Below are 13,609 nucleotides of genomic sequence, written 5' to 3'. Positions count from 1 at the left end.
CATTGGTCCAGCGGTGGCTGGCGCGGCCTGCTCAGCGGCGGCCTCGCGCGTTCCACAGGCACGTCCACGTCTCGAGGCAGGTGCTTACCTACGTGCGAACCTGCGATCTGGAGGATCAGCTTGCATTTGCAGAGCTGCTCCTGAGATTGGACGCGGATCCCGCCGCCGCGTCGGTGCCGATTATGCGGCACGACGTTCCGCCCGGGATGCGATGGGCGAAGTTCGGAGCGCACCGGCTCGCGCTGCAGTGGGACCCTTCACGCGACAGGCTGGTGCTGGCCAGTTGCAGGGCATTCGAGGAGGCATGAAGTGAGTGCTGTCAAACGTGCAGCAAGGAAGCCATCACGCAGGGCTGGGCAGAAGGAGAACTTCCCGAGTGTAATCGTCAATGACGAAGGGGTTGTGACCCATCGCATCGTGCCTGTCGAGGAGTATGAGGCGCTGGTCGCTCTCGAGAAGTCGTCGGGCCCGTCCGAAGACTTCATCCGCGAGGCGGCGGCGATCCTCACCAGTAAGAAGACGAAGTGGCACGACGCCAATGACATCCTCCCCGAGATCATTGAGAATGGGATCGCCTCGCTGCGAAAGCGCCAAGGGGTCACACAGTCCGAGCTCGGGAGGCGGCTGGGTGTTCCACAGTCGAGAGTGTCACGGATGGAGCGAAACGAGGACGCACTGACATTGCGTGTTCTCAAGCGGCTTGCCAAAGCGCTCGCTACATCCAAGTGAGCCTTACGCGGAACACGCAGAGGTAGTCTCGACGATGGGAGCCCGTCCGGGGTGCGACGCTCTCCCTGACAGCGGTTGCTCGTGCACGCTCCACCATTGGTCGAAGCTTGCCGCCATTGAGAACTGCTGCAGGTGGTCGTGGGCTTCGGCGGACATGACGCGGCGCTGCGTGGGGTTGGCGCAGAGGTCGTTGATGCTGCGCACCCACACGGCGGGGTCGGCGGCGGGCAGGACGAAGCCGGTGCGGGCATTGACGACGAGTTCTTTGGGGCCGCCCTGGTCGGTGACGAGGGCGGGGAGTCCGGAGGCCTGGGCTTCCATGACAACTTGGCCGAGCGTGTCGGTGACGCTGGGGAAGAGGAAGAGGTCGCTGCTGGCGTAGAGACGGGAGAGCGCGTCGTTGTACCGGAAGCCGAGGAAGAGGGTGCGGGTGTTCTCGAGTGACTGCTCGAGCTGGGCGCGGAAGGGGCCATCGCCGACGATGACGAGCTCGGCGGGGATGTTCTGCTGCTGCAGCAGTGCGTCGGCATCGCGCCAGATGGCGGCGAGGAGGGGCATGTTCTTCTCGATGCTGAGGCGGCCGACGTAGAGGATGCGCAGGGCGTGCGGGGGCTGGCGTGAGCCGTGCGTGAGCCAGATGGCGGGGTCGCGGAAGCGCGGGTGGAAGCGGTCGAGGGTGATGCCGGGGCGGAGTGGAAGGATGTCGGCCCTGATGCCGAGGGCTCGGACCGCGCCGACGTAGTCGGTGCTGCGGGGGAAGAGGGTCGTGAAGGGGCGGTAGAAGGTGCGCATGCACTGGCGCGAGATCGATGTGAAGAGCTCGTTCTCGAAGAGGCGGTCGATGTATGCGGGGAAGTCGGTGTGGTAGACGCCCAGGAGCGGGACGCGGAGTTTTTTCGCCGCGAGGCGGCCGACGCAGCCGACGGGGCCGGGGGTGGAGATGTGGATGGCGTCGGGCTTGAGTTCGCGCGCGAGGGCGAGCATTCGGCGCCAGGGCGGGAGGGCGAGGTCGAGGTTGGGGTAGCCCGGCATGCGGACGGCCGCGAGGGGTTTTAGGTTGTGGATGTTGGCGGCCTTGGGGCAGGCGAAGCGGGTGGAGGTCGCGACGTGCAGGTCATGACCGGTGGCGCGGGCGTGCTCGGCGAGGTTGATGATGAAGCGGGAGACGCCGTTGACGTCGGCGAGGGTGTCGGTGAAGAGGAGGACTCGCACGTTTGCAGGGTAGCGGAAAAGGCGGGAAAGGCGGTACGCGGCGTTTCGCGGAAGGGCGGAGTTGCGCCGAGGAAGGCGGGGGCGGGTAGAAGAGAGGCATCAGGGCATGGGGCATCAGGGCATCAAGGCCATGTGATCCGAGAATCACTACGATTGCCGCATGGCGAAGCATGTCGCGGTGTACCCCGGTTCGTTTGACCCGATCACGTACGGGCATCTGGACGTGATTGCGCGGGGGCGGAAGCTGTTTGATGAGTTGATTGTGGCCGTGGGGTACAACCCGGCGAAAGACCAGCTGTTCTCGCCCGAGGAGCGGGTGGGGATGGTGGACGAGCTGGTGGCGGAGATGGTGCGGGAGGAGCCCGGGCGCGCGCCGGTGACGGTGCGGCCCTTCACGGGGCTGACGGTGGACTTCGCGCGGGAGGCTGGCGCGTCGGTGCTGCTGCGGGGCGTGCGCAACCTCTCGGACCTGCAGTACGAGGTGCAGCAGGCGGTCACCAACCGCGAGGTGGCGGGGCTGGAGACGGCGTTCGTCGTGGCGGGGCAGAGCTTCGCCTATACGTCGTCGAGCCTGATCAAGCAGATCACGGCGCTCGGTGAGGACCTGACGAAGCTGGAGCACATGGTGCCGCCGCTAGTGGTGAGGGCGCTGGCGAAGAAGAAGGGGGAGAAGCACCCGGCGCTGGAGCGGCTGCGGGCGGGGCGGGTGGACATCGATGGGTGACAAGGCTTACGAGCTCGCGCGAGCCGTGCGCCTCACTGTGGCACTCACCTGGGTCGCACTCGTCGCGGGCGGACTCGCGAGCTTCGTCCTGGCACTGTTGCGGGAGGGGGCTTCGGTCCTGAGCTGGGGCACGGCCGCGTTGGCTGGAGCGCTGTTGCTGCTCGGCTGGATTTGGCAGCAGGTCCTGTTATTCATCCTGCTCTTTGTCGTGGCGAGGGAATTCGCGCGCCAAGGGGCGGTCAATTGTGGGCGGCAGCACAACGGGTGGGTTCGAGAGGTCGTTACGCGCAAGCGGCAGCTGACCAAGTTCGCGGCATGGCTGTTGTCAGTTCCGCCGGATCAAGTCGCGAAGGCAATCCGTTGATGGCGTTCAGTCACACGTTGAACAGGAAGTGGCAGATGTCCCCGTCCTGCATGACGTAGTCCTTGCCCTCGATGCGCATCTTGCCGGCTTCCTTGATCGCCTTCTCGCTCTTGTACTTCTCGAGGTCGGCGACCGAGTAGATCTCTGCGCGGATGAAGCCGCGTTCGAAGTCGGTGTGGATGACGCCCGCGGCCTGCGGAGCTGTCGCCCCGATGGGCACCGTCCACGCGCGCACTTCCTTGGGGCCGGCGGTGAAGTAGGACTGGAGGCCCAGGAGCTTGTACGCGGCGTGGGCCACGGCGGCAAGGGCGGGCTCCTTGAGGCCGAGGGCCTCGAGCATCTCGGCGCGGTCGGCGTCGGCCATGGTGGCGAGCTCGCTCTCGATCTTGGCGCACACGGGGACGACCTCGGCGCCTTCCTTCTTCGCGTGCTCGCGGACCTTCATGCAGGCGGGGCTCTTGCCCTCGAGGTCGTCCTCGTCCACGTTCATGATGTAGAGGACCTTCTTCGCGGTGATGAGGCCGAGGGACTTGAGGACCTTCTGCTGCTCGGGCTCGTCGATGCGGACGGTGCGGGCGGGGTCGCCGCGTTCGAGGACGGGCTTGAGCTTCTTGAGCACCTCATAGCGGGCGATGTCCTCGGGCTTGCCGCTCTTGGCGGCGCGCTCGGCCTTGCCGATAGAGCCCTCGACGGTCTGGAGGTCGGCGAGCACCAGCTCGGTGGCGATGATTTCGATGTCGCGGATGGGGTCCACGCTGCCGGCGACGTGCACGATGTCCTCGCCGCCGGGCGCCTTGGTGAAGCAGCGGACCACCTGGAGGATGGCGTCGACCTCCCGGATGTGCGAGAGGAACTTGTTGCCTAGGCCCTCGCCGACGCTGGCGCCCTTGACGATGCCCGCGATATCAACCAGGCGCAGGGCCGCGGGGATCGTCTTCTGCGGCGGAATGTACTGGGTAATCGTCTTCATCCGCTCGTCAGGGATAGGGACGACACCGACGTTGGGCTCGATAGTGGCGAAGGGGTAGTTCGCGGCGAGGGCGCCGGCCTTGGTGAGCGCGTTGAAGAGGGTGGACTTGCCGACGTTGGGGAGACCGACGATGCCTGCTTCCATGGGGCGGGAGTGTAGGGAAGGCCAAAAGAGCAAATCGCAAATTGTCAAAGGGCAAATCAAGGCACCCGTACCGGGCGTTTCTGATTTGCCCTTTTACCTTTGCTATTTGCATGTTTGCGGCCTTACCGCAGTTCCACGTCCCAGTAGGCGTGGTCGAGGAAGGCCTTCCAGCTCGCGTACTTCTCGTGGCCGAGCTTGAGCGCGATGATGGGGTTGCGCTTGGGGCGCTCGGGCTTCTTGACGAGCTTCATGTGGGCCTGCTCGGGGGTGCGGCCGCCCTTGCGCGCGTTGCACCGGATGCAGGCGCAGACGAGGTTCTCCCAGCTGTCGCCGCCGCCCTGGGCGCGGGGGAGGACGTGGTCGATCGAGAGGTCGTTGGTGGGGAAAATGCGGCCGCAGTACTGGCACTTGTTGCGGTCGCGGGCGAAGAGGTTGCGGCGGTTGAGCTTCACGGTCTGCTCGGGGAGGCGGTCGTAGCCCAGCAGGCGGATGATGCGGGGGACGGCGATCTCCATGCGGACGGTGCGGACCCAGTCGTGACGGTCGGGCTCGAACTCGCGCTGCAGCTGGCTGATCTCGATCCAGGATTCGAGGTCGTAGTTGATGAACCCGCCGCTCGCGTTGGGTGCGCCGGCGGCGGTGGCGGGGTCAACGTGGATGACCTCGGCAATGGCGCGGGAGAGCAGCACGAAGGCGCGGCGTGCGGTCACCACGCGCATGGCGGCGTAGGCCTTGTTGAGGACCAGGACCTTGGCGTTCAGACCCTCGTTGCCGCGGCCCACGCTCAGGCCGGCGAGGGCGGAGGTGAGATCGGCGGGTATCTCGCCGTCGGCGTCCAGCTCGGCCATGAGCTGGTCATCGTCGATGGAGCTCGAGGGGGTGGAGTGCGGCGAGGTGTGGTGAGGGTGCGACCCCTTGCCCTTCTTGTGAGGGTGCTTGTGGTCGCGGGGATGGCCGTGTCGTCCGTGCATGGTGAGCACGTCCACGGGGTTCATCCGGGTCGGCCCGGAAGGACCGGGGACACTGATTGTTAGGGTACCATACCGCCGGATCAACCGGGTCGGCAAGTGGTGTGAAAGCGTAACAAACGGTGTGGGAAGGACCTAGGAGTGGGCCGGGGCCGGGCTTAAGCGAGGCTGACTGGGTCCGCGAGTAGACGCTGATCGAATGGAGGCTGCACCGTTGACGTCCATACGAGCCCGGAACGCAGTGACGGGTCCAAGGGTGAGACCTGCGCACAAGGGCAACACCGCCCGCTCACTGAGTTCGGGGCTCGTTCCCAACGGTCTCTGCATTCAATGGCGGAAGTGGCGCACGCCGGTGGTGAGGCAGGTCACGCCGCGCTGGTTGCAGAGGTCGAAGGTTTCCTGGTCGCGCTTGCTGCCGCCGGGGTGGACGATGCAGGTGACGCCGGCGTCGATGAGGATCTGAGGGCCGTCGCTGAAGGGGAAGAAGGCGTCGCTGAAGGCGGTGCTCCCCTTGGCGAGCTTGCCGGCCTTCTCGACGGCGAGGCGGCAGGAGGTGACGCGGTCCATCTGGCCGGCGCCGCCGCCGTACATGCGGATCCCCCCACCGCTCTCACCACCTGTCGCGGGGCCGCCGAGGACCACGGCGTTGCTGAACAGCGAGCGGCACACGGGCTCCAGGAACGCGGCGGCGCGGAGCTGGTCCTGCGTGGGCTTGGGGCCGGCCGCGTGCTGCCACTCGCTCGTGGGCACGAGGCGCAGGTCGCGCTCCTGCACGAGCAGGCCGCCAGGGATGGAGCGGTACTCGAGCTGCTGCGCGTGGGCGGCGACGGGGAAGTCGAGGTCGCCCACGGCGAGGAGCCGCACGTTGGCCCAGCGGGCGCGGAGCATCTCAAGGGCCTCCGCGGTGTAGCGGGGGGCGACGATCACCTCGAGGAAAACCTCCTTAGACTGGAGGCGCTCGGCCGCGTCCTCGTCGAAGGTATCGCCCAGGGCGAGAATGCCGCCGTAGGCGGCGATGGGGTCGCCCGCGATGGCCTGGTCGATGGCGTCCTTGGCGTTCGCGGCGATAGATGCGCCGCAGGGGTTGGTGTGCTTGACGATGGCGGCGGTGACCTGCGACTGATTCCGCACGCGGTTGAGGGAGATGACGAGCTCGAGGGCGGCGACGGCATCGTTGATGTTGTTGTAGGAAAGCTCCTTGCCGTGGAGCTGCTCGGCGGTGGCGATGCTGGGCCACTTGCCCGCGGCCGTGCTTGGCTTGGTGCGGTACAGCGCGGCGGACTGGTGCGGGTTCTCGCCGTAGCGGAGGTCCTCGTCCTTCACGAAGGTCTCGTGCATGAGCACGGGGAAGAGGCGGGAGTGGCCCTTGCAGAGATAGCCGGCGATGGCGGCGTCGTAGCGGCTGGTGAGGGCGTAGACCTCGCCGGCGAGCTCGCAGCGGAGCGTGCGGGTGGTGTGCGTGTTGTGGCGGTGCAGCTCGTCGAGCACCCGCTGGTACTGCGATGGGCTGCTGCACACCGTGACCCACTCGAAGTTCTTGGCGGCCGAGCGCAGCATCGAGGGGCCGCCGATGTCGATGTTCTCGATGGCGTCGTGCTCGCTCACGCCGGGCCTGGCGATGGTCTGCTCGAACGGGTAGAGGTTGACGCACACGAGGTCGATGGGCGCGATGCCGTGCTGCTGCATGGCGGCGGCGTGGGCGGCGTCGTCACGGACGCCCAGGAGCCCGCCGTGGACCTTGGGGTGCAGGGTCTTCACCCGCCCGCCCATGATCTCGGGGAAGCCGGTGACGTCGTCGATGCTGGTGACCTTGATGCCCGCGGCCCTGAGGGCGGAGGCGGTGCCGCCGGTGGAGACGATCTCGACGCCGCGTTGCGCGAGCGCCTGCACGAAGGGGACGAGGCCGGTCTTGTCGGAGACGGAGACGAGGGCGCGGCGGACGGGGGCGAGGTCGGGCATAGGGGATGGTAGTGGGAAAGTGACGCAGTGGTGAAGTGGCGGAGTGACGCGTCAGGTGGTGCGTGCCGTGCACGTTCGCAACGAGCCCCGACGCGTCTTCGCGCGGCGTCCGCCCACAAAGTGAGTGGGCGGTGCTGCCTTGTGCGCAAGGTTCACCGAAGACCCGTCACTGCGTTCCGGGCTCGTTGCGAACGTCACTGGTTGTTCGGAGGTCACCGCGGGATAAACCGCCCCACCGTCGCCTGGCTGCTGATCGCGTACAGGTTGCCGTCCTCGAACTTGTCCACCGCGATGTTGGTGATGCCCGGCGTGGTTGTGCGGTCCACGATGCTGCCGTCGGCGTGGTTGAGGGTGACCAGGCCGTTCTCGGTGCGGACGAGCAGGCGGCCGCTGCGGGTGCCGATCACCGTGCCCTGCACGTTTGGATTCGCCCAGCGCTGCTTGCCGGTGGCGGTGTCGAGAGCGGTCAGGCCGCCGCCGGGGATGCTGACCCACAGCGTGCCGTTGTGGGCGGTGGGCTGGAGGCGGAGGGGGGCGTCGGTGCGGACGCGCCACTCCTCAAGGCCGGTGGTGTTGAAGCACCAGATGGAGCGGTCCAGGCCCGCGATGAAGAGGCGGTCGCCGTCGGCGACGGGGTCGTTGACGAGGCCCTGGTAGATGGCGGCACGCCCGACGAGGCCGCCGCCCATGCCGAAGAACATGACGTCGCCGCGCTGCGAGACGAAGGCCATGGTGCCGCCGCAGAGGACGGGGTCGGCCTCGATGGCGCCGCTGGACATGAAGCCCCAGGCCTTGATGCCGCTGCGGCCAAGGACGTGGGCCATGACCTCGCCGGTGGAGGTGCCGAACACCGCGGTGGTGTTGGCGAAGATGGGGCGGGTGTTGACCACGCGGGCGAAGCGGTCGCGGGCGAGCAGGCTGCCGTTGGCGGCCGAGACGGTGAACATCTCGCTCTCACTGCTGACCAGGATGTGGTTGGTGTCGCCGGGGCTTCGGTCGACGCTCACGAACTTCGTGAGCGGGCCGGCGAGCTGCGTGGCCCAGCGGGTGCGGCCGCTGCCGGTCTCGAGCAAGGCGAGGGTGCTGTCGTTCTGGAGGAGGACAAGGATGTCCTCCGAGGGCTTCACGAAGCTGACCTTGGAGGAGGCCGTGGCGCCAGGGAAGGGGAAGCCGACCCAGTCGAGGCGGTAGCCGATACGGGACCAGTCGTCGTGGTTGACGGGGAAGCGCTGGGAGTCGGCCCCCCCACTCGCGGAGCCCTTGGTGGTGGTCGTCGCGGCGCCGGACGTTGTGGTCGTGGTCGCCGTCGTGGTGCTGCGGTTGCAGCCGGACGGCAGGGAGCCGGCCAGCAGGAGGAGGGCGAGGGCGGTGCGGGCGGGGGTGACGGTGTTCATCCGCGGGGGCTCCAGGGGGCGTTCGTTCGTGAGCGGCACAGTATCGAGTCCGGTGGCCGCGTGGTCAAACGGTTTGGATGGGGGAGGGCAAGGGTAGGGACGGCGACCGCCCTCCACGCTGACTTCCTCGCTTCCAACCTCACGCGCGCGATTACCATGCGGGACGATGTTTACAGGGCTGGTGCAGGCAGTCGGCAGGGTGGCGGCGGCGGAGCTTCGCGGCGAGCGGCTGCGGGTGGTCGTCGATCCGGGCGCATGGGGGCACCGGCCTTCGGGGGGCGACAGCATCTCGGTGAGCGGCGTCTGCCTGACGGTGGTCGAGGCGGGGGCCGGGGGCTGGGCGTTCGATGTCGTGCCCGAGACGCTGGCAAAGACCACGCTGGGGCGGCTGCGGCCCGGCTCGCGGGTGAACCTCGAGCACGCCGCAACGCCAACGACGCTCATGGGCGGGCACGTGGTGCAGGGGCACGTGGACGGCGTGGGCGTTGTGGACCTGGTTTCCACCGTGGGGGAGTACCGCATTCGCGTCAGGGCGCCGGCGGGGCTCATGGAGTACATGGTGCCCAAGGGGTCGGTGTGCCTGGAGGGGGTCTCGCTGACCTTGGCCGCGGTTTCGCCCGGGGAGTGGATCGAGGTGGCGCTGATCCCGGCAACGCTGGAGAAGACGACGCTGGGGGGGCTGCGGGCCGGGGAGCAGGTGAACATTGAGGCGGATGTGTTCGCGAAGACGGTGGTGAACTGGTTGCGGAACTACGGCAATCAGAAGATTTGAACGCGAAGGTCGCGAAGGTAGAGCGAAGGCGCGAAGGTGGGGGCGGGTTGCGAAGAGAGGGTCATCACTCGGGCGCACACCTGAGCGTCTATTCGTGGTCACTCTTCCAGCTTTCTCGCCAGTTTCTTTTTCCCACATCCTGCCCCCTGCCTTCCCCTTCGCGTCTTCGCTCCCCTCTTCGCGTCCTTCGCGTTGCGCCTCCCCTTTTTCCGATAGAGTGGGTGCGTGCGAGTTCTCGGCATTGATCCTGGGCTGCGAGTCACCGGCTATGCCTGCATCGAGGTGGTCGATGGGGCGTGGATGTCGCCCCGGATCGTGGAGGCGGGGGTGTTCCGGCTGACGAAGCGGGGCGAGGCGCTGCCGTCGATCGCGGAACGGCTGCACGAGCTGGACTGCGATTTCCGCAACCTGATCACGCGCACGAAGCCCGCGGCGGTAGCGGTGGAGGGGCTGTTCGCCCACTACCAGCACCCCGCGACGGCGATCATCATGGGGCACGCACGGGGGGTGCTCATCCTCGCGGCCCAGCAGGCGGGGCTGCGGCTGCTGGAGCTCAAACCCGCGATGGTGAAGAAGTCGGCCACCGGCTTCGGCCAGGCGGACAAGGCTCAGATGCAGCGGGCGATCCAGTCGCACTTCGGCCTGGCCGACCTGCCCGAGCCGCCGGACCTGGCTGATGCGCTGGCCATTGCACTCTGCGGGGCGCAGCACTTTGCGACGGCGGATGCGGTGGGGAGCTAATAATCGTGCATGGAAACGACGGACCCGAAGAGCCCGCTGTACCCGTACGTCTGGGTAGACCCCGAGCGGCTCAGCGGCGAGCCATGCTTCCGGGATACGCGCGTGCCGGTCACCGCCCTCTTCGACTACCTGGAGGCGGGCGACCCGCTGTCCGAGTTCCTGGATGACTTCCCTTCCGTGAAGAAGGAACAAGCCGAAGCCGTGCTGCGTCTTGCTCGGACATGGATTGAGAACCTGCGGAAGAGCGCGGCCGCGTGAGGGTACTTCTCGACCACTGCTTCCCTAGGAAGTTGCGCCGGTATCTCCCTGGCCACGAAGTGATCCATGCCAGTGAGGTTGGCTGGGACGCAATCTCGAACGGCCGGCTGATCGCTGCGGCAGCTCAGGTCGACTTCGAGGTCCTTGTCACGATCGACAAACGGATGCAGCATCAGCAGAATGAGGCCAAGCTGCCGATACCGGTCATCGTCCTGCGTCCACGAACCAACCAGTGGCGAAACGTCATGGCACTCGTACCGGCGGCTGCAAAGCTCCTGGAACAGCCAAGCCTTGAACGGCGGTTCCATCTCATTGAAGACATCCTGTAGCCGACGGCTACACCATTGATTGAAGTGGACGTGCCGCGACGAATCTAGAATCGCCCCTATGCCCGAGTCCAAGCCTTCTGTTTCCGCGGCCGCGCAGGTATTGATCGTGGAGGACGAGCCCGACCACGCGGACGTCATGTCCGATGCCCTGCGCAAGCCGGGGCATGTGTGCACGGTGGTGAACTCGGTGGCGGAGGCGGGCGAGGAGCTGCGGCTGGGGGCGTTCGACGTCATCGTGACCGACTTGCGGATGCCGGCGTCGGGCGGGGCGGTGATCGCCGGGCTGGCCCCCGTGGCCACCGATGGGGCGGACGCGGGGCTGCGGGTGCTGGAGGCGGCACTCAAGCTCCAGCCCGACGCCAAGGTGGTGCTGGTGACCGCCCACGGCGACGTGCCCACGGCCCGGGCCGCGTTCAAGATGGGCGTGTACGACTTCATCCAGAAGCCCCTCGACCTCGAGGTGTTCCGCAACCTCGTGAACCGAGCGGCGGAGGCGGTGCTGCTGCGGCACCAGAACGACCGCCTCAAGCAGGAGCTCGACCAGGCCGGCTTCGAGGGGATCGTGGCCCAGAGCGAGCCGATGCGGCGGATCCTGAGGACGGTCAAGACCGTGGCTCCCTCGAACATACCCGTGCTGATCACCGGCGAGAGCGGGACGGGCAAGGAGTTGATCGCGCTGGCGGTGCACCGCAACTCCCGCCGCGCCTCCTCACGCTACGTCACCTTCAACTGCGCGGGCCAGAGCGAGAGCCTGCTGGAGGACCAGCTCTTCGGGCACGTGAAGGGCGCGTTCACCGGGGCCGACAAGGACCGCGCGGGCGTGTTCGAGTACGCCGACGGCGGCACGCTCTTCCTGGACGAGATCGGCGACATGCCGCTGACGATGCAGGCCAAGCTGCTGCGCGTGCTTGAGAGCGGCGAGGTCGTGCGGCTGGGCAGCAACGAGGCGCGGCACGCGGATGTGCGATTCGTCACCGCGACGAACCGGGACCTGAAGCAACTGGTGGCCAGCGGGCAGTTCCGGGAGGACCTGTTCTTCCGCATCAACGGCTCGCACGTGCAGCTGCCCCCGCTCCGCGAGCGGCGCGAGGACATCCCGCCGCTGGTGCAGTTCGCGATCGAGCGGTTCGCGGGCGAGATGGCCGCCAAGCCTGCGGACGTGGTGGTGCCCACCATCACCGACGCCGCGATGATGCGGCTCACCAGCTACTCATGGCCGGGCAACGTGCGGCAGCTGCTCAACGTGGTGCAGAACATGGTGGTGTCGGCCCTCAGCGACGCGCCCACCACAACTGGCGGCGGGGCGGACGGGCCGGTGCTGGACACGCGCCACATCCCCGAGGACATCAAGAGCGATGAAGGCCCCGAGGACGCCGCGGCCCCCGCAGGCACCGGCTACGCCTCCCTCGCCGGCACCAGCCTGGAGCAGATCGAGAAGCGCGCCATCCGCGAGACGCTGCGGCTGACCGGGGGGAATAGAGAGCACGCGGCCAAGCTGCTGGGCATCGGCGAGCGGACGCTGTACCGGAAGCTGAAGGAGTATGGGTTGCGGTGAGGGCGGCGTGGGGTGGATAGGACCGACAGGACTGAGGGGACTGATTGGACCCGCGGGCGCGGTCAGCGGCCCCACTCTTCCAAGCGGGCTTAGATGTGTGTGTCCAATGCCTGCGCTTGCTGCCAGGCGCCTTGAAACTCGCGGTGTTCGAAGGGATAGCCCCCCGGTGCAGTTGCTCCGCGTGTGCGTCGAGTGACTTGCGTTGATCCATGAGCCGTGTCGTGACTGACTTGGCCCAAGCCTTCAGGCTGCCCGCGGACACGAGAGCGCGCCGAAACGTGATACCGGTTTGCGGAATTTGGTAGGGGCCGGGGCGCTCGACAAGGCCTGTGATGAAGATGTGGCCATCCTTGGGTGCGGCCACGACGTCGACGCCCGGGATGATGAGCCTCTTTTCGTTGGATCGTTGAATGGCGCGCTGCCGCTTACGCCGCGCTCGGCCGGTCGTCGTCATCGCTACCCAGGGCCAGCGAGAGCTTCGTCAGCTGCTCCTGCACGCGGTCCAGGGCCTGCTCGGCCTCGTGCCTTCCGAAGGGGCGGGGCGTCGTCAATGGTCGCGGCTGCCACCCGGTCCCAGGCGTCGGGAACGGGATGACATCCTCATCCACCTCATCGCGTCGAAGTCGCAGGTTGGGCATGTCCTTACTCCCCGTCGAGTCGTGCCGTCCGGGAAGCATCGGATAAGACCGGCTGAAGCTTTGGTGAGTGCGTTTCATTTTGCCGTCCTTGGTCGCTGTGCAGGCCGTCCTGGCCGCACAGCCTGTTCATCGGTCACTCTGTCGTGGTAAGACCTATAAGTCGTCCAGGTCCTATAAGTTGGGCGGGCCCCGTCACCGCTCGCCCGCGTTGTCCTCGCCGTCGCCCATGCCCTCGGGCTCGGGGGTCACCTGATCGATCATGTTGAGGTCCTCGTCGCCGCGACGCACCTGGCCCATGTCGGCCTCCCCCGCCAGATCGTCTTTCAGCGGCAGGTTGAGGTCTTTGAGGTCTTCGCGCAGCTGCTGCAGGGCCACCCGCACCTGCGACCGGTCCAGCCGGATGTCCACGTGATCCGCGTCGGTCTCCGCGTCCACGTTCAGCTCCCGCGGCCGGTCCGCCAGGTGGAACTCCACGCGGATCGTCACCGTCTCGCCCGTGTCCTTTACCACCGAGAACTTGAGCTCGGGCTCGAGCAGCTCCAGTTCGCCGATCTCCGGCCGCAGGCCGACGATCCCCTCCAGCCACTCGGCCAGGTTCTTGATCTCGAAGTAGTTGAGCACCGGCGCCGTCTCTTCCCACTCCTCCTCGCCGGTGGCGACGCGGAAGGTGACGGTGATCGAGGTGTCGTCGCCGTAGCTGTCCTGGATGTCATCGAGCCGGTCCGCGATCAGGCCCAGTTCGAACTCGTTGCCGTTTTCCCCGGCCAGAAGCATCGCCATGGGTGCCATCCTTTCGCCAAGGATGCTACCCGCTGGCGGGGCCGTGCTTCGGCTCGTAAGTGGCGATTCACT

At 67.1% G+C, this 13,609-nt stretch carries 15 protein-coding genes; 8 read left to right on the top strand and 7 right to left on the bottom strand.

The features are described 5' to 3' along the window. The first annotated feature begins 309 nt into the window (after window positions 1-309). The gene (locus tag VD997_15410) at window positions 310-729 is read left to right on the top strand and encodes a helix-turn-helix transcriptional regulator (GenBank protein HYE63379.1); all 420 of its coding nucleotides are present in this window, start codon (window positions 310-312) and stop codon (window positions 727-729) included. 3 nt (window positions 730-732) lie between these two features. On the opposite strand, the gene VD997_15405 is transcribed toward VD997_15410, so the two are convergent. Continuing rightward, complete coding sequence (locus VD997_15405) at window positions 733-1,941, bottom strand: glycosyltransferase family 1 protein (GenBank protein ID HYE63378.1); 1,209 nt, start codon at window positions 1,939-1,941, stop codon at window positions 733-735. A 160-nt stretch (window positions 1,942-2,101) separates the two neighbouring features. Between VD997_15405 and coaD the strand changes: the two genes are divergently transcribed. Together coaD and VD997_15395 are read left to right on the top strand one after the other, a co-directional pair. Continuing rightward, entirely contained in the window at window positions 2,102-2,665 is a 564-nt protein-coding gene (gene coaD / locus VD997_15400; GenBank protein ID HYE63377.1) for a pantetheine-phosphate adenylyltransferase, read from the top strand. Beyond that, window positions 2,658-3,029: a hypothetical protein gene (locus VD997_15395; GenBank protein HYE63376.1), complete on the top strand. Its 372-nt coding sequence runs from the start codon at window positions 2,658-2,660 to the stop codon at window positions 3,027-3,029. Before coaD ends, VD997_15395 begins: the two co-directional genes overlap by 8 nt. A 10-nt stretch (window positions 3,030-3,039) precedes the next feature. Here the strand turns inward: VD997_15395 and ychF are convergent, their stop codons facing one another. The 4 genes from ychF to VD997_15375 all read right to left on the bottom strand — a co-directional run bounded on the left by ychF (window position 3,040) and on the right by VD997_15375 (window position 8,464). Next, the gene (gene ychF, locus VD997_15390; protein ID HYE63375.1) at window positions 3,040-4,143 is read right to left on the bottom strand and encodes a redox-regulated ATPase YchF; all 1,104 of its coding nucleotides are present in this window, start codon (window positions 4,141-4,143) and stop codon (window positions 3,040-3,042) included. Window positions 4,144-4,265: 122 nt separating this feature from the next. Continuing rightward, on the bottom strand, window positions 4,266-5,114 hold the full coding sequence (locus tag VD997_15385) for an HNH endonuclease (protein HYE63374.1): 849 nt from the start codon (window positions 5,112-5,114) through the stop codon (window positions 4,266-4,268). A gap of 324 nt (window positions 5,115-5,438) precedes the next feature. Continuing rightward, the gene (gene purH / locus VD997_15380; protein HYE63373.1) at window positions 5,439-7,070 is read right to left on the bottom strand and encodes a bifunctional phosphoribosylaminoimidazolecarboxamide formyltransferase/IMP cyclohydrolase; all 1,632 of its coding nucleotides are present in this window, start codon (window positions 7,068-7,070) and stop codon (window positions 5,439-5,441) included. 212 nt (window positions 7,071-7,282) lie between these two features. Then, a complete protein-coding gene (locus tag VD997_15375; GenBank protein HYE63372.1) occupies window positions 7,283-8,464 on the bottom strand; it encodes a PQQ-binding-like beta-propeller repeat protein in 1,182 nt (393 codons plus the stop codon). Between the two features lie 166 nt (window positions 8,465-8,630). On the opposite strand from VD997_15375, the gene VD997_15370 reads away from it, so the two are divergent. From VD997_15370 to VD997_15350, 5 genes are all read left to right on the top strand, one after another. Next, a complete protein-coding gene (locus tag VD997_15370; GenBank protein ID HYE63371.1) occupies window positions 8,631-9,236 on the top strand; it encodes a riboflavin synthase in 606 nt (201 codons plus the stop codon). Between the two features lie 225 nt (window positions 9,237-9,461). Beyond that, window positions 9,462-9,977 carry a crossover junction endodeoxyribonuclease RuvC gene (locus tag VD997_15365; protein ID HYE63370.1) on the top strand — a complete coding sequence of 172 codons (516 nt, stop codon included), beginning with the start codon at window positions 9,462-9,464 and terminating at the stop codon, window positions 9,975-9,977. Between the two features lie 9 nt (window positions 9,978-9,986). Further along, window positions 9,987-10,235: a DUF433 domain-containing protein gene (locus VD997_15360; protein HYE63369.1), complete on the top strand. Its 249-nt coding sequence runs from the start codon at window positions 9,987-9,989 to the stop codon at window positions 10,233-10,235. Beyond that, complete coding sequence (locus tag VD997_15355; GenBank protein ID HYE63368.1) at window positions 10,232-10,564, top strand: DUF5615 family PIN-like protein; 333 nt, start codon at window positions 10,232-10,234, stop codon at window positions 10,562-10,564. Before VD997_15360 ends, VD997_15355 begins: the two co-directional genes overlap by 4 nt. Before the next feature lie 58 nt (window positions 10,565-10,622). Further along, window positions 10,623-12,119 (top strand): sigma-54 dependent transcriptional regulator, encoded by a 1,497-nt coding sequence (locus VD997_15350; protein ID HYE63367.1) that lies wholly within the window; start codon window positions 10,623-10,625, stop codon window positions 12,117-12,119. Window positions 12,120-12,544: 425 nt separating this feature from the next. Here VD997_15350 and VD997_15345 read toward each other — a convergent pair whose 3' ends face one another. Both VD997_15345 and VD997_15340 read right to left on the bottom strand, forming a co-directional pair. Continuing rightward, window positions 12,545-12,757 carry a hypothetical protein gene (locus VD997_15345; protein HYE63366.1) on the bottom strand — a complete coding sequence of 71 codons (213 nt, stop codon included), beginning with the start codon at window positions 12,755-12,757 and terminating at the stop codon, window positions 12,545-12,547. 192 nt (window positions 12,758-12,949) lie between these two features. Then, window positions 12,950-13,537: a hypothetical protein gene (locus tag VD997_15340; GenBank protein HYE63365.1), complete on the bottom strand. Its 588-nt coding sequence runs from the start codon at window positions 13,535-13,537 to the stop codon at window positions 12,950-12,952. Between the last annotated feature and the right edge of the window lie 72 nt (window positions 13,538-13,609).

The sequence above is a fragment of the Phycisphaerales bacterium genome (genome assembly GCA_035627955.1).
Classification (GTDB): Bacteria; Planctomycetota; Phycisphaerae; order Phycisphaerales; family UBA1924; genus JAEYTB01.
This window is presented reverse-complemented; position numbering and strand designations above follow the sequence as displayed.

Excerpts from the sequence above, each read along its gene's own strand:
- VD997_15345 (HYE63366.1), bottom strand. The coding sequence starts at position 12,757 with ATGCCCAACCTGCGACTTCGACGCGATGAGGTGGATGAGGATGTCATC.
- purH (HYE63373.1), bottom strand. The coding sequence starts at position 7,070 with ATGCCCGACCTCGCCCCCGTCCGCCGCGCCCTCGTCTCCGTCTCCGAC.
- ychF (HYE63375.1), bottom strand. The coding sequence starts at position 4,143 with ATGGAAGCAGGCATCGTCGGTCTCCCCAACGTCGGCAAGTCCACCCTC.
- VD997_15350 (HYE63367.1), top strand. The coding sequence starts at position 10,623 with ATGCCCGAGTCCAAGCCTTCTGTTTCCGCGGCCGCGCAGGTATTGATC.
- VD997_15395 (HYE63376.1), top strand. The coding sequence starts at position 2,658 with ATGGGTGACAAGGCTTACGAGCTCGCGCGAGCCGTGCGCCTCACTGTG.
- VD997_15360 (HYE63369.1), top strand. The coding sequence starts at position 9,987 with ATGGAAACGACGGACCCGAAGAGCCCGCTGTACCCGTACGTCTGGGTA.
- VD997_15370 (HYE63371.1), top strand. The coding sequence starts at position 8,631 with ATGTTTACAGGGCTGGTGCAGGCAGTCGGCAGGGTGGCGGCGGCGGAG.
- coaD (HYE63377.1), top strand. The coding sequence starts at position 2,102 with ATGGCGAAGCATGTCGCGGTGTACCCCGGTTCGTTTGACCCGATCACG.
- VD997_15375 (HYE63372.1), bottom strand. The coding sequence starts at position 8,464 with ATGAACACCGTCACCCCCGCCCGCACCGCCCTCGCCCTCCTCCTGCTG.
- VD997_15340 (HYE63365.1), bottom strand. The coding sequence starts at position 13,537 with ATGGCGATGCTTCTGGCCGGGGAAAACGGCAACGAGTTCGAACTGGGC.
- VD997_15385 (HYE63374.1), bottom strand. The coding sequence starts at position 5,114 with ATGCACGGACGACACGGCCATCCCCGCGACCACAAGCACCCTCACAAG.